The sequence below is a fragment of the Aeromicrobium wangtongii genome, assembly GCF_024584515.1.
Lineage (GTDB): Bacteria > Actinomycetota > Actinomycetes > Propionibacteriales > Nocardioidaceae > Aeromicrobium > Aeromicrobium wangtongii.
This window is the reverse complement of the sequence record NZ_CP102173.1, coordinates 829,869-856,050: the sequence shown is the minus strand read 5'-3', so window position 1 is coordinate 856,050 and position 26,182 is coordinate 829,869. Positions and strand designations below refer to the sequence as shown.

Annotated in this window: 28 protein-coding genes and 1 pseudogene; 15 read left to right on the top strand and 14 right to left on the bottom strand. The window is 70.5% G+C overall.

Features of this window, described 5'->3' with window-relative positions; translation table 11 throughout:
- Positions 1 to 7 precede the first annotated feature (7 nt).
- Positions 8 to 913 (bottom strand): N-acetyl-1-D-myo-inositol-2-amino-2-deoxy-alpha-D-glucopyranoside deacetylase, encoded by a 906-nt coding sequence (mshB, locus tag NQV15_RS04320; RefSeq protein WP_232398378.1) that lies wholly within the window; start codon positions 911 to 913, stop codon positions 8 to 10.
- Between the two features lie 56 nt (positions 914 to 969).
- On the opposite strand from mshB, the gene NQV15_RS04315 reads away from it, so the two are divergent.
- Positions 970 to 3,051 carry a S9 family peptidase gene (locus tag NQV15_RS04315; RefSeq protein WP_232398377.1) on the top strand — a complete coding sequence of 694 codons (2,082 nt, stop codon included), beginning with the start codon at positions 970 to 972 and terminating at the stop codon, positions 3,049 to 3,051.
- Between the two features lie 5 nt (positions 3,052 to 3,056).
- On the opposite strand, the gene NQV15_RS04310 is transcribed toward NQV15_RS04315, so the two are convergent.
- Positions 3,057 to 3,326 (bottom strand): hypothetical protein, encoded by a 270-nt coding sequence (locus NQV15_RS04310; RefSeq protein WP_232398376.1) that lies wholly within the window; start codon positions 3,324 to 3,326, stop codon positions 3,057 to 3,059.
- Between the two features lie 134 nt (positions 3,327 to 3,460).
- On the opposite strand from NQV15_RS04310, the gene NQV15_RS04305 reads away from it, so the two are divergent.
- Both NQV15_RS04305 and NQV15_RS04300 read left to right on the top strand, forming a co-directional pair.
- Positions 3,461 to 5,038 (top strand): ABC-F family ATP-binding cassette domain-containing protein, encoded by a 1,578-nt coding sequence (locus tag NQV15_RS04305; protein WP_232398375.1) that lies wholly within the window; start codon positions 3,461 to 3,463, stop codon positions 5,036 to 5,038.
- Positions 5,039 to 5,067: 29 nt separating this feature from the next.
- Positions 5,068 to 6,318, top strand: a complete 1,251-nt coding sequence (locus NQV15_RS04300; RefSeq protein ID WP_232398374.1) for an FAD-binding protein — start codon at positions 5,068 to 5,070, stop codon at positions 6,316 to 6,318.
- Here the strand turns inward: NQV15_RS04300 and NQV15_RS04295 are convergent.
- Positions 6,315 to 7,178, bottom strand: coding sequence for a bile acid:sodium symporter family protein (locus NQV15_RS04295; protein WP_232398373.1), 864 nt, complete (start codon positions 7,176 to 7,178; stop codon positions 6,315 to 6,317). The two genes, NQV15_RS04300 and NQV15_RS04295, sit on opposite strands and share 4 nt — an antisense overlap.
- Positions 7,179 to 7,246: 68 nt before the next feature.
- On the bottom strand, positions 7,247 to 7,681 hold the full coding sequence (locus NQV15_RS04290; protein ID WP_232398372.1) for a hypothetical protein: 435 nt from the start codon (positions 7,679 to 7,681) through the stop codon (positions 7,247 to 7,249).
- A 212-nt stretch (positions 7,682 to 7,893) separates the two neighbouring features.
- Between NQV15_RS04290 and NQV15_RS04285 the strand changes: the two genes are divergently transcribed.
- On the top strand, positions 7,894 to 8,658 hold the full coding sequence (locus NQV15_RS04285; protein WP_232398371.1) for a YqjF family protein: 765 nt from the start codon (positions 7,894 to 7,896) through the stop codon (positions 8,656 to 8,658).
- 2 nt (positions 8,659 to 8,660) lie between these two features.
- Here the strand turns inward: NQV15_RS04285 and NQV15_RS04280 are convergent, their stop codons facing one another.
- Positions 8,661 to 9,092, bottom strand: a complete 432-nt coding sequence (locus NQV15_RS04280) for a cupin domain-containing protein (RefSeq protein WP_232398370.1) — start codon at positions 9,090 to 9,092, stop codon at positions 8,661 to 8,663.
- A complete protein-coding gene (locus NQV15_RS04275) occupies positions 9,089 to 9,841 on the bottom strand; it encodes a phosphotransferase (RefSeq protein WP_232398369.1) in 753 nt (250 codons plus the stop codon). The genes NQV15_RS04280 and NQV15_RS04275 overlap by 4 nt, the downstream gene beginning before the upstream one ends.
- 9 nt (positions 9,842 to 9,850) lie before the next feature.
- On the opposite strand from NQV15_RS04275, the gene NQV15_RS04270 reads away from it, so the two are divergent.
- Positions 9,851 to 11,113, top strand: coding sequence for a YibE/F family protein (locus NQV15_RS04270; RefSeq protein ID WP_232398368.1), 1,263 nt, complete (start codon positions 9,851 to 9,853; stop codon positions 11,111 to 11,113).
- Positions 11,114 to 11,430: 317 nt separating this feature from the next.
- Entirely contained in the window at positions 11,431 to 13,554 is a 2,124-nt protein-coding gene (locus tag NQV15_RS04265; RefSeq protein WP_232398367.1) for a DEAD/DEAH box helicase, read from the top strand.
- Positions 13,555 to 13,643: 89 nt separating this feature from the next.
- Here NQV15_RS04265 and NQV15_RS04260 read toward each other — a convergent pair whose 3' ends face one another.
- Genes NQV15_RS04260 through NQV15_RS04245 form a run of 4 tightly spaced genes read right to left on the bottom strand, consistent with a single transcriptional unit; the run spans position 13,644 to position 15,346 of the window.
- Entirely contained in the window at positions 13,644 to 13,835 is a 192-nt protein-coding gene (locus tag NQV15_RS04260) for a hypothetical protein (protein WP_232398366.1), read from the bottom strand.
- A 35-nt stretch (positions 13,836 to 13,870) separates the two neighbouring features.
- The gene (gene rnhA / locus NQV15_RS04255) at positions 13,871 to 14,332 is read right to left on the bottom strand and encodes a ribonuclease HI (protein WP_232398365.1); all 462 of its coding nucleotides are present in this window, start codon (positions 14,330 to 14,332) and stop codon (positions 13,871 to 13,873) included.
- A gap of 42 nt (positions 14,333 to 14,374) precedes the next feature.
- Positions 14,375 to 14,788 carry an iron chaperone gene (locus tag NQV15_RS04250; protein WP_232398364.1) on the bottom strand — a complete coding sequence of 138 codons (414 nt, stop codon included), beginning with the start codon at positions 14,786 to 14,788 and terminating at the stop codon, positions 14,375 to 14,377.
- Between the two features lie 42 nt (positions 14,789 to 14,830).
- A complete protein-coding gene (locus tag NQV15_RS04245) occupies positions 14,831 to 15,346 on the bottom strand; it encodes a hypothetical protein (RefSeq protein WP_232398363.1) in 516 nt (171 codons plus the stop codon).
- A 139-nt stretch (positions 15,347 to 15,485) separates the two neighbouring features.
- Between NQV15_RS04245 and NQV15_RS04240 the strand changes: the two genes are divergently transcribed.
- The 6 genes and pseudogenes from NQV15_RS04240 (at position 15,486) to NQV15_RS04215 (ending at position 19,506) form a co-directional block, all read left to right on the top strand.
- Positions 15,486 to 15,830: an HNH endonuclease gene (locus NQV15_RS04240; protein ID WP_232398362.1), complete on the top strand. Its 345-nt coding sequence runs from the start codon at positions 15,486 to 15,488 to the stop codon at positions 15,828 to 15,830.
- Positions 15,831 to 15,944: 114 nt separating this feature from the next.
- The gene (locus tag NQV15_RS04235; protein WP_232398361.1) at positions 15,945 to 17,339 is read left to right on the top strand and encodes a glycosyltransferase family 2 protein; all 1,395 of its coding nucleotides are present in this window, start codon (positions 15,945 to 15,947) and stop codon (positions 17,337 to 17,339) included.
- Positions 17,336 to 17,551 carry a hypothetical protein gene (locus NQV15_RS04230; RefSeq protein WP_232398360.1) on the top strand — a complete coding sequence of 72 codons (216 nt, stop codon included), beginning with the start codon at positions 17,336 to 17,338 and terminating at the stop codon, positions 17,549 to 17,551. Before NQV15_RS04235 ends, NQV15_RS04230 begins: the two co-directional genes overlap by 4 nt.
- Positions 17,552 to 17,655: 104 nt before the next feature.
- Positions 17,656 to 18,195, top strand: a pseudogene (locus NQV15_RS18185) (MFS transporter); the annotation flags it as partial.
- Positions 18,196 to 18,319: 124 nt separating this feature from the next.
- Positions 18,320 to 18,898: an MFS transporter gene (locus NQV15_RS04220; RefSeq protein WP_232398358.1), complete on the top strand. Its 579-nt coding sequence runs from the start codon at positions 18,320 to 18,322 to the stop codon at positions 18,896 to 18,898.
- A complete protein-coding gene (locus tag NQV15_RS04215) occupies positions 18,895 to 19,506 on the top strand; it encodes a hypothetical protein (RefSeq protein ID WP_232398357.1) in 612 nt (203 codons plus the stop codon). The genes NQV15_RS04220 and NQV15_RS04215 overlap by 4 nt, the downstream gene beginning before the upstream one ends.
- Positions 19,507 to 19,609: 103 nt before the next feature.
- On the opposite strand, the gene NQV15_RS04210 is transcribed toward NQV15_RS04215, so the two are convergent.
- Entirely contained in the window at positions 19,610 to 20,668 is a 1,059-nt protein-coding gene (locus NQV15_RS04210) for a tocopherol cyclase family protein (protein ID WP_232398356.1), read from the bottom strand.
- 100 nt (positions 20,669 to 20,768) lie between these two features.
- On the opposite strand from NQV15_RS04210, the gene NQV15_RS04205 reads away from it, so the two are divergent.
- Positions 20,769 to 21,215, top strand: coding sequence for a DUF222 domain-containing protein (locus NQV15_RS04205; protein ID WP_232398355.1), 447 nt, complete (start codon positions 20,769 to 20,771; stop codon positions 21,213 to 21,215).
- Positions 21,216 to 21,319: 104 nt separating this feature from the next.
- Complete coding sequence (locus NQV15_RS04200) at positions 21,320 to 22,654, top strand: DinB family protein (RefSeq protein WP_232398354.1); 1,335 nt, start codon at positions 21,320 to 21,322, stop codon at positions 22,652 to 22,654.
- Between the two features lie 91 nt (positions 22,655 to 22,745).
- Here the strand turns inward: NQV15_RS04200 and NQV15_RS04195 are convergent, their stop codons facing one another.
- Complete coding sequence (locus NQV15_RS04195; protein WP_232398353.1) at positions 22,746 to 23,759, bottom strand: hypothetical protein; 1,014 nt, start codon at positions 23,757 to 23,759, stop codon at positions 22,746 to 22,748.
- 93 nt (positions 23,760 to 23,852) lie between these two features.
- Here NQV15_RS04195 and NQV15_RS18120 point away from each other — a divergent pair, with 93 nt between their 5' ends.
- The gene (locus NQV15_RS18120) at positions 23,853 to 24,419 is read left to right on the top strand and encodes a TetR/AcrR family transcriptional regulator (RefSeq protein WP_304523568.1); all 567 of its coding nucleotides are present in this window, start codon (positions 23,853 to 23,855) and stop codon (positions 24,417 to 24,419) included.
- Positions 24,420 to 24,527: 108 nt separating this feature from the next.
- On the opposite strand, the gene NQV15_RS04185 is transcribed toward NQV15_RS18120, so the two are convergent.
- Entirely contained in the window at positions 24,528 to 24,881 is a 354-nt protein-coding gene (locus NQV15_RS04185; RefSeq protein WP_232398352.1) for a DUF1801 domain-containing protein, read from the bottom strand.
- A gap of 196 nt (positions 24,882 to 25,077) precedes the next feature.
- Positions 25,078 to 26,166, bottom strand: coding sequence for a redox-regulated ATPase YchF (gene ychF, locus NQV15_RS04180; RefSeq protein WP_232398351.1), 1,089 nt, complete (start codon positions 26,164 to 26,166; stop codon positions 25,078 to 25,080).
- Between the last annotated feature and the right edge of the window lie 16 nt (positions 26,167 to 26,182).

Below are 26,182 nucleotides of genomic sequence, written 5' to 3'. Positions count from 1 at the left end.
CGTCGATCTACAGCCCCGCGAACAGGTCTTCCTCGAGGCCGGAGTCGCCGACCGGCCCGCGGCTGCCCTTGGCCAGACGGTAGAACTCCTTGCCCCACACCTGCGTGCCGGCGTTGTTGGACAGGGCGAAGAACGGCCCGTCCAGCGCGATCTGGGTGGCGTGTGCGCGCATCGCGGCCATCTTGGCCTCCACGAAGTCGGACCCGTCGACGACGGCGTCCAGGTCCTCGTCGTCCGATCCCCACGGCAGGTTGTCCGGGTCCCAGCCCTCGAAGCTGGTCGTGTCACCGCCCTCACGCATGGCGCGGATGCCCTCGGCCATCTGCGACTTGGCCATCGCCGACCAGTAGACCTTGGGGATGTCCCACGCGTCGCCGAGCTCCGGCTTGTACGAGCGGACGGCGGCCAGCGAGGTCGCGTAGGTCGCGACCCGGTGCGCCTGGACGTGGTCGGGGTGCCCGTAGCCGCCGAACTGGTCGTACGTCACCAGCACGTGCGGGCGGACCTCGCGGATGATCTCGACCAGCAGATCGGACGCGACCAGCAGGTCCGCATGCCAGAACGCGCCTTCAGGGACGTCGTGGGCCGCGGTCGCGGTGCCGTCCTCTGCCCACGACATGCCCGAGTCGTGGAAGCGTCCCGGCCCGCCGAGGAACCGGTGGTCGGTGACACCCAGGGCCTTCATCGCCTCGGCCAGCTCGATCTCGCGGTGCGCGCCGAGCCCGTTGTCCCGCTCGAAGGCCAGGTGCTCCAGATCGGGCACCAGGACCTCACCCATCTCGCCGCGGTTGGACGTCACGAGGGTGACCCCCACGCCCTCGGCCGCGTACTTGGCCATCGTGGCCCCGTTGCCGATGGTCTCGTCGTCAGGGTGCGCATGGACAAGCAGAAGCCGACGATCACTCAGGGTCATGCCTTCAAGGTTACTGGCCGAGTCGCGCCCCATCACGTGTGTGATGAGATCGGGGCATGAGCGTCTCCTATCCCCGACTGGCCGCCCGCACCCTGCGCTTCACGCTCGGGATCCCGCGCAACATCACGGTGTCGCCGGACGGCAGCACGGTCCGGTTCATCCGGACACCCGACGGCGTCACCCGCACCGGACAGCTGTGGGAGCACGATGTCGAGTCCGGCTCCGAGTCGCTGCTGGTCGACCCGGTCGCCCTGCTGGGCGAGGACGGCGAGCAGCTGTCGGCCGAGGAGCGTTCGCGGCGCGAGCGCAGCCGCGAGTCGGCCGCCGGGCTGGTCGCCTACGACGTCGACGACACCGGGCGGTGGGCGTGCTTCGCCCTGTCCGGCCGGTTGTGGGCGGTCCACCTCGGCGCGAAGGCCGTCACCGCGCTGCCCAGCGTCGGTGCCGTGATCGACCCGCGCCTCGACCCCACCGGACGCCGCATCGCCTACGCCTCGGGCGGGGCGCTGCGGGTCATCGGCGTGGACGGCAAGGGCGAGCGGGCCCTGGTGTCGCCGGAGACCGACACCCAGGTGTGGGGCCAGGCCGAGTTCATCGCTGCGGAGGAGATGGAGCGCTACCGCGGGTTCTGGTGGGCGCCCGACGGCTCGTCGCTGCTGGTCGAGCGCTTCGACGACGCCCCCGTCCAGACGTGGCACATCGCCGACCCGGAGAACCCGGACCGCGAGCCGGTCGCCCAGCGCTACCCGGCGGCGGGCACCCCCAACGCCGAGGTGACCCTGTGGCACGTCGGTCTCGACGGCAGCCGCACCGAGATCGTCTGGGACCGGAACGCCTACGAGTACCTCGGCCGGGTGACGTGGACGGCGGACGGCGCTCCCTTGCTGCAGGTGCTGAGCCGTGACCAGAAGGCGTCGCAGGTCCTGTCGGTCGACATCGCGACCGGCGCCACGACGGTGCTGCGCGAGCTGCGCGACGAGGCCTGGGTTGAGCTGTCGTCCGCGCCGCGGTTCCTGCCCGACGGCCGGCTCGCGACGGTCGACGACGTCGACGGCTGGCGCCGGGTCGTGGTGGAGGGCTCGCCCGTCACCCCCGACGGCTGGCAGGTGCGCTCGGTCGTGGAGATCTTCGCCGACTCCGTGATCGCGACGGCGTCGCAGGAGCCGACCGAGATCCAGGTCGTCCGCTTCGGCCTGGACGGCACGGTCACGCCGCTGACCGATGGCGCCGCGGTGCACGGGGCCGTGGTGGGCGGCCCGACCACCGTGGTCGTCCGATCGGGGCTCGACGTGGTCGGGACGACCGTCACGGTTCACCGCGAGGACGCCGCACCCGCGGCGATCCGGGTGCTGGCCGAGCCTGCCCCGCTGGAGCCGTCGGTCACCCTGCTGCACGCCGGAGACGACAAGCTGCGCACTGCGGTGCTGTTCCCGCGCGACCACCAGCCGGGCTCGCGCCGGCTGCCGGTCCTCATGGATCCCTACGGCGGCCCGCACGCGCAGCGCGTGCTGTCGTCGGCGCGCGCATTCCTCGAGGCGCAGTGGCTGGCCGACCAGGGCTTCTGCGTCGTCGTCGCCGACGGACGCGGCACCCCCGGACGCGGCCACGCGTGGGAGCGCGCCGTCCTGCACGAGTTCGCGACCGTCACGCTGGACGACCAGGTCGTCGCCCTGCACGCCGTTGCCGCGGCGTACCCCGACGACGTCGACACCTCACGGGTCGGCATCACCGGCTGGTCGTACGGCGGCTACCTCTCGGCGCTGGCGGTGCTGCAGCGCCCGGACGTCTTCCACGCGGCCGTCGCAGGAGCGCCCGTGACCGAGTGGCGCCTGTACGACACCTGCTACACCGAGCGGTACCTCGGCGACCCGAACACCCAGCCGGAGGTCTACGACCGCAACTCTCTGATCCCCCTGGCCCCGCAGCTGGAGCGTCCGCTGATGATCATCCATGGCCTCGCCGACGACAACGTCGTCGCGGCGCACACGCTGCGGCTGTCGTCGGCGTTGCTGGCCGCGGGACGCCCGCACACCGTGCTGCCGCTGTCGGGCGTCACCCACATGACGCCGCAGGAGGTCGTGGCCGAGAACCTCAAGCTGCTGCAGCTGCAGTTCCTCAAGGAGCACCTGGGGGCCTGACGCGCTCAGCCCTTCTTGAGGCGCTTCGGCTGCTGGGGCAGCTCCGGCGGGGCGACAGGCGCCCGTTCGTCGCCGGGCATCCAGCCGTCGGAGGCGTCGACCAGCTCGACGACCCGGTCGTCGAACGGCGTCACGACGAGCACCCAGGCCCGGTCCTCCCAGTCCTCCTCGCCGGCGAACGCCTCCCGCTCCAAGGTCGTCGTGTACCCCTCGGCCTCCAGCGCTGCGACCAGCTCGGTGGCGTCGTCATCGGAATCGAAGTACACCGCGGACATGCCGGTATCGTAGGCCGGAAGCACCATCCCCCCACCACGAGGTCAGCGTCCGTTGAAGCTCTGAGGTCAGTCCCCCGCCCGCACCGGTCGATGCCGACGGTGCGCGCGATCCCACGACCTCTCGGAGCGCACGCATGGCCCACACCTCCATCTCGATCACCGATCTGCACTTCGCCTGGCCGGACGGCACCGTCGTCGTCCACGGTCTCGACCTGTCCACCGGCCGCCCCGGCCGGCACGGTCTGGTCGGGATCAACGGCTCGGGCAAGTCGACCCTGCTTCGCCTGATCGCCGGGCGCCTCGAGGCGCAGGCCGGCACGATCGCCGTGGACGGCTCGCTCGCGTACCTGCGGCAGGACCCCGGCACGGAACCCTCCCGCCCGGTCGCGGACGTCCTCGGCGTCGCGCCGACGCTGGCGGCCCTCGAGCGCATGGACGCCGGCGAGTTTTATCAGGACGACGTCGACCTCATCGGCGACGACTGGGACATCGCCGAGCGCACCACCGCCGAGCTGTCCCGGCTGGGCTTGGGGCACCTCACCCTCGACCGCCCCGTGGGGTCGCTCTCGGGCGGCGAGCTGGTGCTGCTGTCGCTGACCGCGCTGCTGCTGCGCCGACCGTCGGTGCTGCTGCTGGACGAGCCCACCAACAACCTGGACCGGTCCGCGCGCGAGCGGCTCGTCGACGTGATCTCGTCCTGGCGCGGGACGCTCCTGGTCGTCAGCCACGACCGTGCGCTGCTGAACACGATGGACGACATCGCCGAGCTCCGCGAGGGCGTCGTCACCTGGTACGGAGGCGGCTACGACGACTACGAGGCGGCGGTCGCCGTCGAGCAGGACGCTGCCGCGCGGGCGGTCCGGAATGCCGAGGCGGACCTGCGAGCCGAGCAGCGCGAGCTGCTGCAGACCCACAGCAAGCTGGCGCACCGGCGTCGGTACGGGCAGAAGATGTACGACCAGAAGCGGGAGCCCAAGATCGTCATGGGCAACCGCAAGCGCTCCGCGGAGGTGGCCGCCGGCAAGCTCAGTGGCCTGCACGAGGGCCGGGCGGAAGCTGCCGGTGCCCGGCTCGAGGATGCGGAGTCCCGGCTGCGTGACGACCGGGAGATCCACGTCGACCTGCCACAGACGGCGGTGCCGCCGGGGCGGACGGTGCTCATCGCGCGGGAGCTGCGCGCCCCGCACGGCCGTACGATCCTGGACCTGGACGTCCGCGGACCGGAGCGCATCGGCCTGACCGGCCCCAACGGCAGCGGCAAGACCTCGCTGCTGCGCACCGTCGCCGGCGAGCTGCAGCCGACAGGCGGGACGGTCGAGGTGATGGTGCCGATCCGCCACCTGCCGCAACGCATGGACGTCCTCGACGAGTCGCTGACCGTCGCCGACAACATCGCGGCCATCGCACCGGAAGCCAGCGAGACACAGCGCCGGTCGCGGCTGGCCAGGTTCCTGTTCCGGGGCCGCGCCGCCAACCAGCTCGCAGCGACGCTCTCCGGTGGCGAGCGCCTTCGGGCCACGCTGGCCTGTCTGCTGCTGGCCGAGCCCGCCCCGCAGCTCCTGCTGCTGGACGAGCCCACCAACAACCTCGACCTGCCCAGCATCCGGCACCTCGTCGACGCGCTGCGGTCGTACCGCGGGGCACTCGTCGTCGTGAGTCATGACGAGCGGTTCCTCGACGACCTCGAGCTGACCCGGCGCCTCGAGATGTGACGTCACCGGCAGCGGCGCACACTGGACCGGTGACCGGGACCAACTGGGCAGGCAACCTGACGTACGGCGCGACCTCGCTCCACGAGCCGGCCACGGTCGACGAGCTGCGCGAGATCGTGGCATCTGCGTCGCGGCTGCGCCCGCTGGGCTCGCGGCACTCGTTCAACCGCATCGCCGACACCGACGACGCCCAGGTGTCGGTCGCGCACCTGCCGGTCGTCGTCGACATCGACGAGCAGGCGCGCGAGGTCACCGTCTCGGCGGGCCTGCGCTACGGCGAGCTGGTCGAGCAGCTGGACGCCGCGGGCTGGGCGCTGCCCAATCTCGCCTCGCTGCCGCACATCTCCGTGGCCGGCGCGATCGCGACCGGGACGCACGGGTCGGGCGACCGCAACCACAGCCTCGCCGCCGCCGTCGCCGGGCTGCGGCTCGTGACGGCCGATGGAGAGCTCATGGACGTCCGTCGCGGCGACCCAGACTTCGAGGGCATGGTCGTGTCATGGGGCGTGCTCGGCGTCGTGACCGCCGTGACGCTCGACATCGTCCCGACGTTCTGGATGCAGCAGGACCTGTTCGAGCACCTGCCGTGGGCCGAGGTCGCCGAGCACTTCGACGAGATCACCTCCAGCGCCTACAGCGTCAGCATGTACACGGACTGGAGCGATACCGGCCCACACCAGATCTGGACCAAGTCCCGCACGGACGCGCCCCCGGTCACCGAGCTGTTCGGCGCACAGGTCGCCACGCAGGAGCTGCACCCGCTGCCCGGCGTCGATCCCGGCGCGACGACCCGGCAGCTCGGCCTGCCCGGCCCGTGGTGGGACCGCCTCCCGCACTTCCGGCTGGAGTTCACCCCCAGCGACGGCGACGAGCTGCAGACCGAGTACCTGGTCGCCCGCACCGACGCCCTGGACGCGATCGCGTCCGTCCGGGCGCTGCGCGAGCGGCTCGCGCCGATCCTGCTGGTCTCGGAGATCCGCACGATCGCGGCCGACGGCCTGTGGCTCAGCCCCAGCCGCGGCCGGGACAGCGTCGCGCTGCACTTCACCTGGCGGCTCGACGTCCCCGCGGTCACGGCCTTCCTGCCCCTGCTCGACGACGCGCTGGCCCCGTTCGCGGCCAGGCCGCACTGGGGCAAGGTGTTCGAGACGACGCCGGAACGGCTGCTCGCGGCCTATCCACGGTTGCCGGAGTTCCGTGCGCTGGCCGAGCGGCTCGACCCGGACGGGGTGTTCCGCAACAGGCTCACCGACGGGTGGCTGGGACGCAGCGAGGACTAGACCGCGACCTTCGCGGTGCGGCGGGAGAGCAGGTACCCCCAGAGGCCCGCGAACGCGAACATGAAGATCGAGTAGACCGCCGCAGGCACGGAGATCTCGGTGGTGTCGAGGACCTCGACCGCGATGTAGATCGCGAGCGTCGCATTGTGCACGCCGATCTCCATCGACGAGGCGATGGCCTGCGCCTCCGTGACGCCCAGCAGCTTCGGCACGACGTAGCCGACGACGAGGCTGATCGCGCAGAACAGGCCCGTCGCGAGTCCCACGTCGCCGAAGTACTCGCCGATCTTGTCCCGTTGGTCGACCAGGATGCCGATCACGAGCACGGCAAGGATGACGGCCGAGCCGATGCGGACCGGCTTGTCCGCACCGGCGGCGATGCCGGGCCGCCGGGACCGGACCAGCATGCCCAGCAGCACCGGCACGAGCACGACCGCGAACACCTCGACGACCTTCGAGAACTGCAGCGACACCGAGTCCTCGCGGTCGTAGTACGCGATCGCGAGATTCGTGATGATCGGCAGCGTGAAGATCGCGATGATCGAGTTGATCGCGGTCAGCGTCACGTTGAGCGCGACGTCGCCGTGGAACAGGTGGCTGAACAGGTTGGCGCTGGTGCCTCCCGGGGAGGCCGCGAGCAGGAGCATCCCGATGCCGAGCAGCGGCGGCAGGTCCAGCAGCACGACCAGGCCGAGGCACACCACGGGCAGGACCAGCAGCTGACACACCAGCGCGATGGCGACCGCGCGGGGATGGCGGCGCACCCGCTGGAAGTCGGCGACGGTCAGCGACAGGCCGAGTCCGAACATGATGATCCCGAGCGCAACCGGCAGGCCGACGGTGGTGAGTGGGGAGTCCATGGCGAACACCCTAGACGTGACTCAGGTCACACGTGTGGTGCGAGGCGTGGGATCGCGTAGGTGCGCCGTCATTGGGTGTTGCGAGCCCGCGCCAGCACCGACGTCGCGACCAGGCAAACCAACCCGATCGCGGCCGCCCCCAGACCGGCCGGGCCCCAGAGCAGCCAGCCCGGGAGCACCGGCAGGAGGATCAGCGTCGTCGAGGCCACCCGGAACGACCGGCGCGCGGCGGGATCGGTCGCGAGCGCGTGCCGGTGACGCGCCGCCAGCGCGGGCAGGACCAGCGCCCAGACCGTCATGGCGCCCACCGCGACGATCGACCACGGTCGCAGGGTCGCGTGCAGCTCGGACACCTCGGCCTCCTCGCCCTCCTCGAGCTGGAACAGCTCGGGGTGCGCAAGCATGATGGCGAGGCACACCACGAGCGCTGCGATGAACAGCACGATCTGCCAGCGACCGTGGCGCAGGGCGGAGGCCGACGCATCGTCGTCCAGCAGCGTCACGGCTGGCCGCCCTCCGGGCGCGGGGCGAGGTCCAGGGCCTCCGCCTCGAGCGCCGTGTCCGGCACGATTCCGCGGTCGACGTCGTCTGCGGCGATGGTCACGGTTCTCCTCGTGTCGGGTCGGACGGAGTCCCCACGAGCGTCCGGGCGCGAACGGCGCGTCGAGGAACACTCAGCATGCCGTGATCGTAGGGCCAGGGCACACTGGGACCGGTGACCGGAACCGGCTGGACAGGCAACCTGACGCCGCCGTTCGAGCCGGTACCGGCGACTCTGCCCGGGCCCGGGATCCTGCGGCAGGACTGGACCAGCATCACCTTCGTGCACTGGGCGGTCGATCCCGAGCTCGTCGCCGGACTGCTCCCCGCGGGCACGCGGCCCGACGTCCTCGACGGCGTCACCTACGTCGGGCTCATCCCGTTCCACCTGCGCCACGGAGGTCTCGCCCGGGGCCCCGGGGTGCCGTTCATCGGCGACTTCGCCGAGACCAACGTGCGGCTGTACAGCGTCGACCGCCAGGGACGCCACGGCGTCGTCTTCCGGTCGCTCGAGACCGCCCGGCTGCTGTTCGCCCTGGGCTCCCGATTCTTCCTGGGACTTCCTTACATGTGGGCCCGCATGCGCATCCGCCGGGACGGTGACGCGCTGGAGTACACGACGCGGCGGCGCTGGCCCGGTCCCCGTGGCGTCGGCGGCACGATGCGTGTCACCGTGGGCGAGCCGGTGGCGCAGCTCTCCCCCGTCGAGGAGTTCGTGACGGCCCGGTTCGGGCTGCACACCCGGCGGCTGGGGCGCACGCTGTGGCTGCCGAACCATCACACCCCGTGGCCGCTGCGCCGCGCCACACTGGAGCACCTCGACGACAGCCTGCTGGCTGTGGCCGGGCTGCCCGGCGTCGCCGGACGTGCACCGGACTCGGTGCTGCACTCGGCGGGCATCCGCACCACGTTCGGGACGCCGCGACTCGTGCGCGCCTGACTTCAGTCCGTCGCCGGCTCGAGCTGGAAGTCGGCGAAGTCGAAGCCGGGCGACACCAGGCAGCTGACCAACGCATCGGCGTCGGTCGGCACGGTCCGCTGCCAGACGCCGGCCGGCACCTGTGCCTGCGGCACCTCCCCCGCGTCCAGATCAAGCCCCACCACCTGGCCGGTGACCTTGCCCGGCAGGTCGGCGTCGCCGCCCAGCTCAAGGCAGACTCTGCCCTGCTGGGCGATCCACAGCTCGTCGGAGGCGACCTTGTGCCACGCGGACGACTCCCCCGCGGGCAGCAGGAAGTGGATCAGCGTCGCGGTCGGGCGCACGCGGCCGTCCGGGAGGGTCACCTCGACCGGCGACGCCCACGTGCGGCGGTACCAGCCGCCCTCCGGGTGGGGCGCAAGGTCCAGCGCCTCCGCCAGAGCAGGCCTGCTCACAGAGCTGCTTCGATCTCGGGCAGCCGTGCCCGGAAGGCCGCGACCCGGTCGCGGGTGCGCTGCGGCTCGCCGACCCTCGCCAGGTTGATGAAGCCCTGGTCGCCGCGGGCCTGCCCGGCCTCGATGCGGTCCGCGGCCACCGACATCCGCTCGGCGACCGCCTCGAGCACCGTCATCGGGCCCCACTCGCCATAGGCCTCGACCAGGATGTCGAGTCGGCGGGCGACGTCTGCGGCGGGGATCTCGCGGTACAGCGGGATCGCCGTCCACGCCAGGAAGGCCAGGTCCTCGATGGGTCGTCCGGGACCGGCCATGTCCCAGTCGATCATCGCCACGAAGTGCCCGCTCTGGATGATCCAGTTGTAGGCGCCGGGATCGTGGTGGCAGATGATCTGGCCCGGCTCCAGCTCGGCCTCGCCCCCGCGCCACGTGCGCGGGCCGGACGGCCGGTAGCCCTCCACGATGTCGTGGAAGTCGCGCAGCCACACGACGGCCTCCTCGAGCACCGAGTCGAGCACGATCTCCCGGTCGATCGGGACGCCGCGGCCCTCCACGTACTCCAGGACCTCACGTCCCTCGTCGTCCAGGCCGTGCACCGTGGGCACGCCGCGCAGCCCGTTGTCGTGCAGATACGTCAGCAGCTCGTGCACGGCAGGCGTCCAGGGCCCCGTGGGCCGGCGCACCGTGCGACCGATGCGGGTAGCGCCTCCGACGGCGCCGGGGAGATGCTCGCTGTCGTCCTCTGGCACGCTGTCATGGTGGCACATTCGCACTCGCACTCGCACTCACCAGCCTCCGACGGGCCGCCCCGCCGCCGCCTCGCCATCTGGCTGGCCGCCGTCGTCGCGGTGATCGCCGCCGCCGCGGTCGTGGCGATGATCGTGCTGTGGCCGGATGCCGACCAGGTGCCGCGCGACCAGAACCCGTACGGCGCCGAGGGCGTCAGCACCGTGGAGGGCACGGTCACGAAGGTCGTGCCGTTCGAGTGCAACAGCGGCGGCGAGGGTCCGGACGGCACGGTCGAGCTCGCCGGGGACTGCGCGCGCGTCACCGCGAAGGTGCCCGGCGGCACCGGCACGTTCGACCTGGACGCCTCCCGCTACCGCGCGGGCATCGACGTGGGCGACGAGGTGCAGCTGATCCGCATCGAGCCGCAGGGGCAGGAGGCCTCGTACGAGTTCCTGGACTTCAACCGCGGGGTGCCGCTGCTCGGCCTGGCCGCGATCTTCGCGCTGCTGGTCATTGTCGTTGCCCGGTGGCGCGGGCTGTTCGCGCTGGTCGGCATCGGCGTGACGCTGTTCGCGCTGACCGAGTTCATGCTGCCGGCCTTCCTGGCCGGCGAGTCACCGCTGGCCGTGGCGGTCGTGGGGTCGACCGTCATCATGATCGTGGTGCTGTACCTCGCCCACGGCATCTCGATCCGCACGACGTCGGCGCTGTTCGGCACCTTGATGGGCATCTTGTTGACGGCGCTGATCGGGGTCGCGGCGACGGGCTGGTCGCAGCTGAGCGGCGTCGGGTCGGAGGACGACCAGCGGCTCATCGCCACCGTCCCCGACATCTCGCTGTCGGCGATCGTCGCGGGAACCATGGTCATCGCCGGTCTCGGCGTGCTGAACGACGTCACCGTCACCCAGGCCAGCGCGGTGTGGGAGCTGCGGGCAGCCCGGCCCGCGGCCCGTGCCGCCGAGCTGTTCGCCTCCGCGATGCGGATCGGACGCGACCACATCGCGTCCAGCGTCTACACGTTGGTGTTCGCGTACGCCGGCTCGGCGATGACCGTCCTGCTGCTGGCCACCGCGTACCAGCGCGGCCTCGCCGACATCGCCACGACCGAGGAGATCGGCCAGGAGATCGTGCGGACGCTCGTGGGCGCGATCGGCCTGGTGCTCGCGGTTCCCATCACCACCCTGTTCGCGGTGTGGCTGGCCCCGCCACGATCCGCGGAGGACCCCGATGGTGTCGACCGGTCCGACCCGGCCGGCCGACACTCGGGCCCGCAGACCGCCCCGCCGGCCTAGGAACGATCCCGGCCCAGGCCGTCCTGACGTTGCCGGGTTCTCGCGCGTCCTGCACCTCGCAGGGGTAACATGGTCCAGGACACCGAACCCGCAGTGTCGCTGCATCCAGCGACGATGACTGCTCCAGGGCCATGGTCGATGTCGTTCCTCGAACGGCACGCCCATGACAGGCGTCCGCCGGATGCGCAGTTCCCGGCGGTCGACCGACAGCGCGCAGGGCGACCACCTCGTCCGGCTCGCTTCTCGTCACGGTCCACGAGCAGGGCCCGGTGCCGCCGCACAGTCGGACGCAGGTCTGACGTCCACAGGAGGAACTCTTGGCTCGACGAGGCCAGCGCCAGGCCGGCGCCACCCGCACTGCTCCACGTCAGCAGCGCAGTGCACGTCCGCTCGAGAAGGGCGACATCATCCGCGTCCTCGCGCGGGCCGTGCGCGAGGTCGAGGCGAAGGCGCAGCGCGGGCCGCTGAGCCCCTCGGGTCGCACCAAGTTCCAGGTCGTCGCCGTGCTGGTCCGCGAGGAGCGCACCCGGGTCAAGAACGACAAGAACGCCACCGAGGCGCACCGCGCCGAGCAGCTCAAGCGGCTGGACGGGGTCGCGACGATCCTGGCCCAGACCGTCGCGCTGGATCCCACGGTCTACCCCCTGCTGGACGAGAACGCCGTCTTCACCGACGCCGCCGACACCCTGCGCACCGAGATGCTGCAGGCCGCGGGCATCGAGGCTCCCGTCGAGGAGAGCTCCTCGGAGGACGCCCCCGCCGCCGCCGCGCCGGAGCGCCGGGTCGTGCCGCAGTCGGTCATCGCGCGGCAGCTGGCCAACCCGTTCCTCGCCCCTGACTTCTCCGCCGTGCACCGCACCTCCAGCCCCAAGCGGCTGGCGACGTGGGAGCTCCTCGGGCCGTTGTTCCGCGCCTTCGAGTACGGCGGCGCCTCGTCGTGCATGCCGCTGCCGGAGCCGGGCTTCCTGATGACGCCCGGCGGCCACGAGCTGATGCCGCACCAGGCGCAGGTCGTGGCGGCCGCAGCCGAAGGACACCGCACCTTCCTGCTGGCCGACGAGCCCGGCCTGGGCAAGACCGCCCAGGCGCTGCTCGCCGCCCACGCCGCCGATGCCTATCCCCTGCTGGTCGTGGTCCCGAACGTGGTCAAGACCAACTGGGCCCGTGAGGTCGGCATCTGGACGCCGAACCGCAAGGCCACCGTCATCCAGGGCGACGGCGACTCGATCGACGGCTTCGCCGACATCGTGATCGTCAACTACGAGGTGCTCGACCGGCACGTCGGCTGGCTGGGTGAATTCGGCTTCCGCGGCATGGTGATCGACGAGGCGCACTTCATCAAGAACAAGTCGTCCCAGCGCTCGAAGCACGCCTTAGAGCTGTCCGAGCGCATCCGCACCCGGACGGTCCGGCCCCTGCTGATGGCGCTGACCGGCACACCGCTGATCAACGACATCGAGGACTTCCGCGCGATCTGGCAGTTCCTGGGCTGGATCGACGACAAGAAGCCGCTCGCCGAGCTCATGGACAAGCTGGAGGACACCGGGCTGACGCCCGCCGACTCGGGCTTCTACTCAGCAGCGCGCAGCAGCGTCATCAGCATGGGCATCGTGCGGCGCCGCAAGGTCGACGTGGCCGCCGACATCCCCGCCCGCCGGATCGCGGACCTGCCCGTGGAGCTGGACGATGCGGTGGGTCGCTCGATCCGCGACTCCGAGCGCGAGCTGGCCCGCCGTCTGGTCGCCCGCTACGACCGGGCGCTGGAGACCCGCACGTCGGGCGTCACGGTCGACGGCATCGACCACGAGCTGGTCCGCAGCGTCGCCCGTTGGGAGCGCGAGGACAGCGATGACGAGAAGACCGGCGAGAACGTCTTCGGCATGATGCGCCGCATCGGCCAGGCCAAGGCCGGGCTCGCCGCCGACTACGCCGCCCAGCTGGCCCGCAACGTCGGCAAGGTCGTCTTCTTCGCCAAGCACATCGACGTGATGGACGTGGCCGAGGAGACCTTCGCCAAGCGCGGCATCAAGTACTCCTCGATCCGCGGCGACCAGAGCCCCAAGGCGCGCCAGGAGAACATCGACGCCTTCGTCAACGACGAGGAGGTCGAGATCGTCGTCTGCTCGTTGACCGCCGCGGGCGTCGGCCTCAACTTGCAGGTCGCCTCCAACGTCGTCCTGGCGGAGCTGTCGTGGACCGACGCTGAGCAGACGCAGGCCATCGACCGCGTGCACCGCATCGGTCAGGGCGAGCCGGTCACCGCGTGGCGGATCATCGCCGCGCACACGATCGACGGCAAGATCGCCGAGCTGATCGACAGCAAGGCCGGTCTGGCGGCACGGGCCCTGGACGGCTCCGACGAGGAGATCTCGTCGTCGGCCGACATCCAGATGGAGGCGCTCGTCGCCCTGCTCACCGAGGCTCTCGAGAACCGGGCCTGACCCCCACACGCCGCTGGGCCTGACGTTTTGGCAGACACACCGTCGGTGTGTCGGTCAAAACGTCAGGCCCAGCGTGGGTTGGCGGTGGATCACTCCTCCAGGACGCCGCCGGCATCGTCCTGATCGGGGCCGGCCTCGGCCGAGAGATCGCCTGGGCGTCCCTCACCGGTGTCGGTGGAGTCCTCGGGCTCAGCGGGGACGGGGCCGGGATTGGCCAGCTGTCCGCCCTCGTCGGAAGTGCTGTCGTCGGTGTCGTTGCGTGCAGTGATGGGATCGCTCATGGCAGTGAGTTACCCGTTCGGCCGCGAGTCAGTCGTCAACGGCCCATCGCCTCGAGCATTCCCTTGGTGGCCAGCTGGTCGGCGAGCTCGTTGTCGGCGACCCCGGAGTGGCCCTTGACCCAGAACCACTCGACCTCGTGCCGGTCGCACGCGGCCTTGAGCCGCTGCCACAGATCGACGTTCTTGACCGGCTGCTTGGACGCGGTCCGCCAGCCATTGCGCTCCCAGCCCGCGACCCACTGCGTGATGCCGCTGCGGACGTAGGTGCTGTCGGTGTGCAGGTGCACCGTGACCGGCCGGGTCAGGGCCTCCAGCGCCATGATCGGGGCGGTCAGCTCCATGCGGTTGTTGGTCGTGGACTCGGGGTCGCCACCGAACATCTCGCGGACGTGCTGGCCCATCCGGAGCACCGCTCCCCAGCCGCCGGGACCCGGGTTGGGGGTGCACCCGCCATCGGTGTGGATGACGACGATCTCGGCGGTCTCGGTCTGGCTCACCGGCCCGATCGTAGTCGCGCCGGTGTCCGCGGCGATGCCCGGCTACTTCTTCTTGCCGCTGTGCTGACCGGGCACCGACCACGCGGTGTTGCCGGCCTCGAAGTCGTCGATCCGGGCTGCGAGGAGACGACCGATCAGGGCTTCGGGGACGTCCTGGTCCCAGCGGATCTTCAGGGCACCCTCGATCGCCTCGTAGCCCGCGGCGGACGCCTCGTCGCGGTACGGCGCGAAGAACGAGACCGGGAAGCGGACCGAGCAGTGGTGCTTGAACCCCTGCAACATCCACAGCATCTGCTGCTTGGTGTACGCCGGGAAGTTCCACTTCAGCTCCTCGACGACGCCGGACCCGGCGGCCGCCTCGAGGCTCAGCCCGCGCAGCGTCCCCAGGTGCGGACGCTGCACATCGCCGAGCCGGGCGAAGAACTCATCGACGTCGGCGACCTTCGGTGCGGGCATGGGGCCGAGCGTAGCCAGACCAGAGGTCGCCCGCCAGGGCTGTCAGCTGTCCGCCGGCTGCAGGCACGTGAACAGCTCGAACGCGAGCTTCGAGTCTTCGATCTGCTCACCCCAGGCGGTCCAGTCGGGGTCGTCCGGCGCCTCGAGATCGAAACGGCTGGCAGTGTGGCTACCCACCGGACCGAGCAGATCGCCCTTCGCGTCTGCTGCGAAGAACACGACTTCGTTGACGCTTCCGGCGCTGTAGGACGCCGCTTCGCCACCGACAACTGTCTTCACCAGCACAGCAAGCAGCCGATCGGCGCCGTGCTCCCGGCTCGTCTCGGGCAACCGCGCCGATCCCGAGCCCAGCAGCTCCAGGTGGTCGATCTGAATCTCCGGGGACGCGTCGGAGGCGCTCGTCCGGTAGTCCGCCCGGGCCTGGGACATGACCTCCTTGACCGCCGCCGGGTCAGCCTCGTCGCACGTGCCCCGCGCGCGATCGCTGCCCGTTCCGCACCCTGCCGCCCCTGCCAGCAGGGCGATCCACACCACGGTCCCCACGACACGACGGTTCATCCGCCGACAGTAACAGCGTGTGACAGCTGGGCACGTGAACCGCGCAAGTGCGCAACCGCACACGTGCGCGCCGCGACCCAGGACATCCGGTCACATGTCGCCGGGTCGTCCACACCGTCGGTGGCCGTACGATCAGCACGTGCCGTCCCGAACCCGAGCAGCCACCTATGCGCGTCGGCGCAAGCGTCGTATGGCACAGGTCGACCGCGACCTGACCGCGGAGCAGTGGGGCGCGCTGACCGCGGCGTGGGGCGGCTGCGCCTACTGCGGCGAGTCGGGCAAGGCCCTGCAGAAGGACTGCATGCTGCCGATCTCGCGCGGCGGCCGGTACACGCTGGCCAATGTGGTCCCGGCGTGCGGCTCCTGCAATGCCAGCAAGTGCAATCTGGAGGTCACGACCTGGATGCGCCGCAAGAAGCTGGACGAGGGCCGCTTCCTGGTCCGGCAGGTCGAGGTCCTGGCGTCCTTCGCCGCCCTGGACTGAGCCCGGCGTGGTCGGGCGGCCCGCCCGGCGGCGGTAGGGTGACGCACAACGGGAGTGGGCCCCATGGGCGTAGGACGGTTTCATCGAGCGGTCGGCCTGGTCATCCTGGCGGTCGTGAGCGGCGCAGCTCTGCTGCTTTGGCTCGCGGTCGCGTCCGGGGATCCCCCGGTCGCCGGAGCACATCAGGACGGCATCGTCTTCGGGGTCTGGAACGTCGTCTACGACACGGTCGCCCCGCCGGCCGACGTCATCGTGGCGGCGATCGCCCTGGCGCTGCTGTTCGCGGCGGGCATCGCTTCGCTCGAACGGGCCATCGTCAACCGTTCCCACCGGGCCACCGACCCGCTGCACAAGCCGTTGTCGCCGCGACTCGTCATGGCCGCCACCGCCCACGTCTACGCCGGCCCGGTGACCGTGACCGTCCTGATCCCCGCACACGACGAGGAGGCCTCGCTGGCGGCGACGATCGTGTCGCTGTCGTCCCAGTCGCATCCTCCCGAACGGATCATCGTCGTCGCGGACAATTGCACCGACTCGACGGTCGCCATCGCCCTCCGGCACGGAGTCGAGGTCATCGAGTCGGTCGACAACGTGCACAAGAAGGCCGGTGCACTCAACCAGGCGATGACCCGGGTGCTGCCCGGGCTCGGCGACAACGACGTCGTGATGGTGATGGACGCGGACACGAGCCTCGATCAGGGTTTCCTCGCAGCCGCGGTCGCCCGTCTGGGCGACGACCGCGCCCTGATGGCCGTCGGTGGCCTGTTCTACGGCGACGACAGCCCTGGCCTGCTCGCGCAGCTCCAACGCAACGAGTACATCCGCTACGGCCGCGAGATCCGGCGGCGGCGCGGACTCGTGTTCGTCCTGACCGGGACCGCGTCGCTGTTTCGTCCGCGTGCCCTGCGGGCGGTGGCCGCCAGCCGCGGCCTCTACCTGCCCGGGCGCACCGGAGACGTCTACGACACCACCTCGCTGACCGAGGACAACGAGCTGACGATCGCGTTGAAGTCCCTGGGCGCGCTCATGGTGTCCCCTGCCGAGTGCACGGTCGTCACCGAGCTGATGCCGACGTGGCGCACACTGTGGGCCCAGCGCTTGCGGTGGCAGCGCGGCGCCGTGGAGAACCTGGGCGCCTACGGCATCACGCCCCAGACCTTCCGTTACTGGATCCAGCAGCTCGGCATCGGCTACGGAGTCATCGCCCTGGGTGCGTACTTCGCCCTGTCGATCCTCATGGTCCTGGCGCAGGACAGCTGGATCTGGTTCCCGTTCTGGATCGGGCTGGGGCTGGTGTTCGTGGTCGAGCGCGTCGTCACGGTCTGGCACGGAGGCTGGAAGGCCCGGGTGCTCGGCGCGACGCTGCTGCCGGAGCTGTGCTTCGCGGCCGTCCTCAACGTGGTGTACGTCAAGGGGATCCTGGACATCGCCCTGGGCCGCAGCGCCAAGTGGAAGCACGTCGTCCACACGCTGCCGCCCGAGACCGTGCCGCCGCAGGTGATCCGGTGACGGCCGCCGGGGCGCTGTCCACGGGTGCGCTGATCCCCGAGTCGGTCCTGCAGCACGAGGAGGTCGCGATCCTGGCGGCATTCGTGGCGATCAACACCTTGGTGTACGGCGCGCTCGCACTCGCCAAGATCCTGCCCAAGATCTACGTCAGCGACCTGCTGCACCGCAAGCGTCGCCGGCTCGAGACCCGCAGCATCCACCCGGACGACTGAACGCCAGCCGCGTCCATCCGGTGCGGTTCGCGCCCGGGCGCACCCGCTGACAGGATGACCGGGTGCGTCGTGCCGTGCCTTCCCTCCTCGCCGTGACCGTGGCGATGGTGCTCGCCGACTCCGCGATCGTCACGCTCGCGCTGCCCGACATCCTGCTCAACCTCGATGCGTCCGTCGGGCAGGTCGCGTGGGTGCTGATCGCCTACAACCTGGTGCTTGGCCTGGCCGCGGTGCCGGCGGCTGCGGCGTTCGTCCGCGTGCCGCCGCGAGTCTTCAGCGCCGCGGGCATCGCCGTGTTCGCCGGCGCGTCCGCCTGGTGCGCCCTGGCCGGCTCGATCGAGGTGCTGATCATCGCGCGGTGCGTGCAGGCCGTCGGCGGCGCACTGGCCCTGGTCGGCTGCCTCAAGCAGCTCGTGACCGAGCGGGGCGAGCGTCGCGGCGTCGCGGCCTGGGTGACCGCCGGCGTGATCGGGACGGCGGCCGGTCCGGTCGTCGGCGGGCTGCTGACCCAGGCCATCTCGTGGCAGGCCATCTTCGTGGTGCAGGTGCCGTTCGCCCTGCTGGCCGTCCCGGCGGCGCTCAGCGTCGCGTCCGCCCCGCTCGAGGAGTCCGACCGGCACCGCCCGCTCGTGCGCGCGAACCTGACGCTCGCGCTGATGTCGGCCGCCCTCACCGCGGCCCTGTTCCTGCTGGTGCTGCTGCTGGTCCAGGGCTGGGGCCGCCCTGGTCGTCCGGCTCCTGCGCCCCCCACCGGACGTCGAGGTCGCGGTGGGCTGCTTCCTGGTCGCCGGCGGCCTGGTCGGGCTCGCGATCCCCCCGTCGTCCGATCTCGCCTGGACGATCGCGCCCCAGGCGCTGGTGGGCCTGGGGCTCGGCATGACCGTCGACCGGCTGACGTCCCAGGCGTTGGAGATGCGCCTGCCGCGCGCGCGGCACGCCGGATGGACCATCGGCGCCCGCCACATCGGCGTCGTCCTCGGGCTCGCCATCTTGACGCCGGTGTTCACCGCCGATCTGCGCGATGCGCAGGAGCCGGCCCAGGAGGCCATCACCTCGCTGGTGCTGGATGCTCCGCTGCCCCCGGACGACAAGATCGCCGTGGCCCAGGCGCTGGGCCGGGTGCTGACGGAGCAGAAGCAGCAGGTGCCCGATCTGCACGGGGCCTTCGCGACGCTCGACGTCGACCCCGGGGACCGTCCGGCTGTCGCCCGGCTCGAGCGTCAGCTGACCGGCCAGGTCGAGCGGGCAGCGACCCACGCCTTCCGGGACTCCTTCCTCATCGGGGCGGGCTTCGCCGTCGCTGCCCTGCTGACCGTGATCCCGTTCCGCCGGCGGAGGACGTCATGAGCGCGCTTCCCCGGTGGGCCGCCCTGCCGGTGGCGGCGGTGCTGCTGGTCGCCGGGGTGATCGGCGTGCAGCTTGCCCACGGCGGCGGGACGTACGAGCCCCTGCAGCCGGCGGATGCGTGCGCGGAGCGTCCCGTCGTCTCGCGAGCCGGTGGCATCGACGGACTGACCGAACGTCTCGTGGTGCGCGGCGTCGCGAACGCCGCCTGCGACCTGGGCATCAGCCGGGAGGCACTCACCCTGGAGCTCGCGCAGTCGGACGAGCGCACCGACGCCGAGATCGACGCGCTGCGTCAGGGCCTGCTGCGAGCCGTCAGGCAGATGAAGGCGGACGGCTCCCTGCCGCCGGCGTCCGACCTGGTCGACGAGGCGCTGGACTCGGCGAACCTCAACCGCTTCCTCGAGGCGGCCATCCGCGCGCTGCCGGACTCGGTGATCGACAAGGCGCTGAAGACCGATGACGTCCTCGTCCGGGCGATCAAGGATCTGGATCTGCGCGAGCTGCTGTCCGACCTGGACGACCAGGACAGCCTGGAGCGGCAGGTGCAGCGGGCGGTCACCCAGGCCGTCGAGGACTCGTTGAAGGCTCGCCTGCGCGGCCTGATCTGATTCAGTGATCCGTGCGCCCGACCGGAGTTTGAGGGCCCACCTGTTCGACGACGAAGGGCACCTGTCCCTCGTCAGCCGGCTCGACAACATCCTGGCCGATCTGTCAGTCACGGACCGGCGGCGCGTCGACGGCGTCCTCGCCATGCCCGCGGCGCAGCACCTCGGCGCGGGCTCGGTCGATCGCACCATGCTCCAGGGCGGCGAGGTCCGACGTGCCTTCCCAGACGATCCGGCCCCGGCGGCGCACCGTCACGTGCATCGTGGCGCCCATGTGCTCGATCGCGCCGGGCACGTTGCGTCGTTCGCCGGGCAGAGGGACAGGAAGCACGTGCGCCTGGTCCAGGCTGCCCGAACCCTCGATGTCGACGCGCCACTGGGCGCTGCGTCCGCGGAGCACCCAGCGCTCGTCGGTGACCTCGGCGCGGACCGGGGACACCACGGGATCACCCAGCCGGATGAGTCGCCCGTCCGGCAGCAGCACGACCACGGCCGTCACGGTGGTCCGGATGGGTCCGGCCGTGACCTCACCACCCGCGAACGCGACGCACGCGGACGGCTCGGCGAATCCCTGCGCCTGTCCCCACCACCACGAGTCCGGGAAACCGCCCTTGCCCCAATTCTTCTCGGCATAGACCGACCACCCGTCGAGCTCCCAGGTCTCGTCCCCCACCACAGCGCGTCCGTGCGCCGAGCCGCCCAGCAGCCACGGGTGCCAGTACTGGTTCAGCGCGGGAACGGACTGGAAGACGCTGGAGCCGCCGAAGCTCCGGCGCGGCCACGGCACCGCATCGCGCACCTCGACGTCGAGGCGGGCATCCGGTGCAAGGTCCACTCGCAGACGATCTGCGGTGCCCTGGAAGGCATCACCGGCGAACACTCCGAGGCTGTCGGGGGCCGTCGCGCTGAGCGGGTGCACGCAGGTGTGCAGGAAACCGTTGGGATGGGACGCGAGCCCGAGCGTCGACCACGTCCCCCGGGCACCGTCGTTCGCCCCGTTGAGCGCCAGCACGACGCGCCCGGACACGGGATCGGTGAATCGCCAGAAGTACCCCTCCATCGCCACGCCGTGGGAGCGGAGCGGGTCACCGAACGGCCTGTCGGCACCACTGGACCGGTAGGCCTGCTTCAGCGAGTCGACGGCATTGCCCAGAACGGATGTCATCTGTGCACTATGGCCCAGCCCGCGCCGCCGCGCTCTTCAGTCCATGACGATGGGGGCCAAGGCCCCCTGCTGGGCAGTGCCACTGCGGGTCGACGGAGGTATGTTCAAGGACGCGCCGACCGAGTCAGTACTGACTCAGGTGCGCGCCCACGACTTCGGTGGGGACCCCGTTCTGGACCGCGGCGGCCACCGGATCGACGCGATCGTGGCCCTCGATCGTGGAATCCGGGCGCTGCAGGCCGAACAGCTCGCGCAGATCGCCGGACTGCACTCCGAACGCACCAAGCTGATGCCCTTGGGCACCGGAGACCCGACCCTTTCGGTCATCGGCGAGGTCGCGATGGCCCGCAACATCGGGCCCACCGCCGCCGGCACCCAGGTCGGTGTCGCACTGGTGATGGCGCAGATGCCCGCGGTGTTCGACCTCTTCGCCACCGGTGTGATCAGCGAAGCGACCGTGCGGGGCATCGCCCACGAAGTCGACTCCCTGCACGTCGACGACCTGATCGTCGCCGACGGCGAACTCGCCCCGAGCTGCCGGGCCTGACCACCGCCGAAGCCAGACGTGCTGCCGCCCGCGTCGTCATCAGCATCGACGCCGAAGCCGCGCACCAGCGCGCCACCCGCAACCGCGCCGACCAACGCGTGTCGATGTTCCCCGACAAGGACGGCGTCGCGCACCTGCACGTCCGCGGCCCCGCCGAGCAGATCCTCGCCGCCTACAAAGCCCTGGACGACTACGCCACCGGACTGCGCGCCACCGGCGATCCCCGCACCCGCGGCCAGATCATGTGCCAGACCCTCGTCGAACGCGTCACCGGCCTGACCTACGCAGACTCCTGTGATGTCGAGCTGAACCTGGTCCTGGACGCCAAGACCCTCGTCGCCGGCGGCGACACTCCCGTCGAGCTGACCGGCTACGGACCCATCTGCCCCGATGTGGCCGAGGAGATCCTCGCCCGCGCGCCCCGCGCCTCCGTCCGCCGGTTGTTCATCGACCCCGTCGACGGCACCCTGGCCGTCCGCGAACCCCGCCGCCGCAGGTTCGACCGCACCACCTCAGCCCACATCCGCACCCGAGACCAGTACTGCCGCCAACCGGCAATGGAGCCATCGCACAAGGCGCGTAGCGGCGATGGAGGATGCCAAGGTCCGCCACGACGACCACGTCCACGCCTACGAGCACGGCAGACTGTCCGTCAAGGACAACACGGCCAAGGCCTCTGCGCCCGCTCCCACAGCATCAATCCCCCAAGCACTTCGTGCAGGGAGGTGCCCCCACCTTGCCGGGCTGGGCCGTCACCGCCGACGGCAAAGCCACCGTCTGGCGCACCCCCACCGGCCACCAGTACCGCTCCGACCCACCACCGCTGCTCCCCGGACACCTACGCCAATAGCGCCAGCGCCCACCAGTGGCAGACCGGGAGTGTCGTGCACACAATGGAACGTATGGACGTCTCCGAGGTCTTCGCGGAATTCGCACGCCGCCCCATCGACGCCGCCCGGCATCTCCCGGTCCTGACGTCTGAGCAGCTCAACATGCATCCGGCCGCCCACCCCAACTCCGTCGCCTGGCTGCTGTGGCACACGGGTCGAGAGGTCGACGTGCAGCTCGCCGATCTGTCCGGCGAGGCACAGCAGTGGGAGGTCTACCGCAGCCGGTTCGACCTGGGCGAGCTCGGTGAGTCCGTCGGGTATGGCCACAGCGCCGAGCAGGCCGGCCAGATCAAGGTCGATGAGCAGCGCCTGCTGGTCGAATACCTGGAAGCGACGCTCACCGCGCTCATCGACTACGCGTCGCGACTTCCCGACAGTGCGTTCGACGAGATCGTCGACCGGAACTGGGATCCGCCGGTGACCCGGGGGCAGCGCCTGATCTCGATCATCGACGACGCAGTTCAGCACATCGGCCAGGCGGCGTACGCGTCGGGCGCGCTGATCCTGAGCACCGGCTACGGCGACTCCGCTTCCGCCCACGAAAGCTGACCCGCTGACGCCTCCGTGCGGATCAGGCCCAGGAGCCATCGGCAACCTCGCGGCGACCGCTGCCGTCGCCCGGGGTTCCGGCCCGACAACCTCAGGCGGTCGCGAGTGCTGCCTCGTCCTGGGTCTTGTGGGCCGCGATGCGCGGGCCGCTGAACCACAGGACGATTCCCACCAGGACCCAGATGCCCAAGGTCAAGGCCGCAGCGCCTCCGCCGGCGCCGTCGAAGTACGCCACGGAACGGACGAGGGTGCCGGCAGCGCCGGGGGGCAGGAGCTGGCCGATCGTGGCCACCCCGGAGGGAAGCCACTGTGCGCCGGTCGAGATGCCGGCGAAGGGGTTGCCCACGAACATCATGGACATCGCGGCAATCGTGAAGCCCTTGGGACCGAAGCACTCGTGGAGGCCGGCCAGTGGCAGCGCCAGTGCTGCGATGCCGAGGGCGACGGCGGCCGCGACCGGGACCAGAGGGCCGTCGATGCTGCCGAAGAAGTACTTCAGGACCGCAGCGACGACGAACCCGCCGGCGACCGAGAAGCCCGTGAGGCCGGCGAAGATCCACCCGCGCTTCCCGGACAGCATGGAGCGGAACGCCACGGCCGGCACGATGCCGCCGAAGACCAGCGGGAAGGCCAGACCGCCGATGCCCACACCCGTCGGGTCGTCGGCGGGAAGCGGAACCACGTCCACGATCTCGGCCGTCTGACCCGTGCTGTCCGCCAGCATGGTGCCGACGTTGCCGACGGTCCCCGACACCGCGGTCGAGCCGGCGCTCGCCACGTACACCTGCACGTCCTCGGGATCCGAGAAGTCGAAGCCGCCGACGACGTCCCGGTCCCGAATGCCCTGCTCCAAGGCGTCGGCACTGTCGTAGGCCTGGACGGCGAAGGCGCCCGGCGACTGGGACTCCAGTGCGTCCGAGACCGACTCGGCCTTCCCCTGAGCCCCGACGACACCCAGCCCCAGATCCCGCGGTCCCGAATGGAGAGAGGGCGAGATGAAGAGCATGAGGAGGGCCAGCAGGATGACCGAGAGGCCGAGGGTCAGGCCCGCCCAGATGGCTGCGTGCTTGCGATGGGAGCCGGATGTCGGCGCTTGAGCTGTCATGGATCCTTCAAACATCTATGTGGAGGGTTTTCCTCCGTATCTACGGATGATATTCCTCCGGTTTAGACTGCAAGTCAACCTGAAGGAGCTGGGATGAGGGCTGACGCTGCGCGGCGAAGAGAGGCGATCATCGCCCAGGCGAGGCACCTGTTTGCCGAGCGGGGCGGCGACGTTGCGCTGGAGACGGTCGCTGCGGCGAGCGGAGTGGGCATCGCGACCCTGTACCGCAATTTCCCGTCCCGCGAGGATCTGGTGCGAGCCGTGGTCCAGGACACCGTCGAGGGCATCCTGGATGCTGCGAACGAGGCTCGAGCCGGGCTCGAGACGAACGCAGCAGCGTCCTGGGAGCAGCTCTTGTCGCAGCTGATGTCGATGGAGCTGGGTGCGCTGACCGACGGCCTCGCACTGCAGGCCGGCGCCGCCCGCGACCTGGACGCCACTCCCCTGGCGCAGGTTCAGCGCCCGGCCGTCGAGGCGCTCGATCAGGTGCTGGCTGCACTGAAGGCCGAGGGGGTGGTCCGGCAGGCCCTCACCGCGCTGGACCTGATCGTGGCGGTTGCGACGATCACGCGGCCACAGGTCGCTCCCATCCGTGAAGCGGCGCCGCAGGTGCAGACCCAGCTGGCGCAGGCGTACCTGCTGTGGAGCAGGGCGTCGTAGGGTTGCGCTTTTCGAGGCACGTAGGCGTTGACGCGGTCCTGACTACCTCGTCGCCCTCAAAAGCACAGGTGGGCCGGTGCCCTGCCCAGGCGGGCAGGGCACCGACAGTCATGAGACCACAGTGCCGACGATTTCGGCGATGCGCTTCTCTGTGTCAACGTCCAAGGTCTCGAAGTACCAGGCAGCCGGCATCAGAGCGCCGTCCGCACCACCAGCGGGCCGGAAATCGGCCTTCTCGGTGATGGCGAGATTCAGGCGTTCGTCGTTACGCAGCGTCACCAGTGCTGGCGTGCTCGCCGAAAGCGCATAGGCGGGCATTCCGTACCAGATCCGCGGTTTCAGATCGGGCGCGACGGTCACGATGATGTCGTGCACGCGCCGCATGATCGACCGCCGCGGCTCGTCGGTCTTCGCGATCTTTTCCAGCACCTGCGTGAGGTTCTTCTCGTCCTTCGATGACATGGCATGTCCTCTCGTCAACCGATGGCGAGCATCGGCGCATGAAGTCGGCGCGTGATGCGCCGCACCCCAACCGGACGTGTCCTGAGTTGCTCAGGCCTCTCCGCGAAGATTCAGGCGTTCTTCACCTGGAAGTGCTGTCGGTGGCGCGAGCCACCACCTTCAGCGTACCGAAGACTGATCCCGCCTCAGCGTCAATTCAGACGTTGAAGCGGAACTCCACCACGTCGCCGTCGGCCATGACGTACTCCTTGCCCTCCATGCGCACCTTGCCGGCGCTCTTGGCAGCGGCCATCGAGCCGGCCTCGACGAGGTCGTCGAACGAGACGATCTCGGCCTTGATGAAGCCACGCTCGAAGTCGGTGTGGATGACGCCGGCGGCCTGCGGGGCCGTCGCGCCCTTGGGGATCGTCCACGCGCGCGACTCCTTGGGGCCGGCGGTGAGGTAGGTCTGGAGACCCAGCGTCTCGAAGCCGACCCGCGCGAGGGCGTCCAGGCCCGGCTCCTCGACGCCCATGTCGGCCAGCATCTCGGCGCGCATGATCTCGGCGTCCTCGTCGTCACCCAGCTCGACGAGCTCGGCCTCGGACTTGGCGTCCAGGAAGATTGCCTCGGACGGTGCGACGAGCGCGCGCATGCGGTCCTTGAGCTCCTCGTCCTGCAGCTCGTCGGTGTCGCAGTTGAAGACGTAGATGAACCGCTTGGCGGTCATCAGGTGCAGATCGCGCAGCAGCTCCATGTCGAGCCCGGCCTTGAGCACGCCATTGCCGGCCTCGAGTGCCTCCTTGGCCTTCTTGGCCTCCTCGAACGCGGGGACGAGCGACTTGTCCTTGCGCGACTCCTTGTCCAGGCGCGGCAGCGCGTTCTCGAGCGTCTGCAGGTCGGCCAGCGCCAGCTCGATCGAGATCGTCTCGATGTCATTGGCGGGGTTCACGTCGCCGTCGACGTGCGTCACGTCCTCGTCGCGGAACACGCGGGTGACCTGGCAGATCGCGTCGGACTCGCGGATGTGGGAGAGGAACTTGTTGCCCATCCCCTCGCCCTCGGACGCACCGCGGACGATGCCGGCGATGTCGACGAACTGCACCGTCGCGGGCAGGATCTTCTCCGAACCGAAGATCTCGGCGAGCTTGGCCAGCCGGTGGTCCGGCACGCCGACGACGCCGGTGTTCGGCTCGATCGTCGCGAACGGGTAGTTCGCCGCGAGGACGTTGTTCTTGGTCAGTGCGTTGAAGAGGGTCGACTTGCCCGCGTTGGGGAGTCCGACGATGCCGATGCTGAGAGCCACAAGGGACGATCCTACG

Bases quoted from the DNA above. Each gene is read 5' to 3' on its own strand.
- NQV15_RS18120 (WP_304523568.1), top strand. From the start codon at position 23,853: ATGAGGGCTGACGCTGCGCGGCGAAGAGAGGCGATCATCGCCCAGGCG.
- NQV15_RS04315 (WP_232398377.1), top strand. From the start codon at position 970: ATGAGCGTCTCCTATCCCCGACTGGCCGCCCGCACCCTGCGCTTCACG.
- NQV15_RS04195 (WP_232398353.1), bottom strand. From the start codon at position 23,759: ATGACAGCTCAAGCGCCGACATCCGGCTCCCATCGCAAGCACGCAGCC.
- NQV15_RS04210 (WP_232398356.1), bottom strand. From the start codon at position 20,668: ATGACATCCGTTCTGGGCAATGCCGTCGACTCGCTGAAGCAGGCCTAC.
- NQV15_RS04205 (WP_232398355.1), top strand. From the start codon at position 20,769: ATGTTCAAGGACGCGCCGACCGAGTCAGTACTGACTCAGGTGCGCGCC.
- NQV15_RS04245 (WP_232398363.1), bottom strand. From the start codon at position 15,346: ATGAACCGTCGTGTCGTGGGGACCGTGGTGTGGATCGCCCTGCTGGCA.
- NQV15_RS04295 (WP_232398373.1), bottom strand. From the start codon at position 7,178: ATGGACTCCCCACTCACCACCGTCGGCCTGCCGGTTGCGCTCGGGATC.
- NQV15_RS04185 (WP_232398352.1), bottom strand. From the start codon at position 24,881: ATGTCATCGAAGGACGAGAAGAACCTCACGCAGGTGCTGGAAAAGATC.
- NQV15_RS04215 (WP_232398357.1), top strand. From the start codon at position 18,895: ATGAGCGCGCTTCCCCGGTGGGCCGCCCTGCCGGTGGCGGCGGTGCTG.
- NQV15_RS04310 (WP_232398376.1), bottom strand. From the start codon at position 3,326: ATGTCCGCGGTGTACTTCGATTCCGATGACGACGCCACCGAGCTGGTC.
- mshB (WP_232398378.1), bottom strand. From the start codon at position 913: ATGACCCTGAGTGATCGTCGGCTTCTGCTTGTCCATGCGCACCCTGAC.
- NQV15_RS04250 (WP_232398364.1), bottom strand. From the start codon at position 14,788: ATGCCCGCACCGAAGGTCGCCGACGTCGATGAGTTCTTCGCCCGGCTC.
- NQV15_RS04305 (WP_232398375.1), top strand. From the start codon at position 3,461: ATGGCCCACACCTCCATCTCGATCACCGATCTGCACTTCGCCTGGCCG.
- NQV15_RS04260 (WP_232398366.1), bottom strand. From the start codon at position 13,835: ATGAGCGATCCCATCACTGCACGCAACGACACCGACGACAGCACTTCC.
- NQV15_RS04200 (WP_232398354.1), top strand. From the start codon at position 21,320: ATGTTCCCCGACAAGGACGGCGTCGCGCACCTGCACGTCCGCGGCCCC.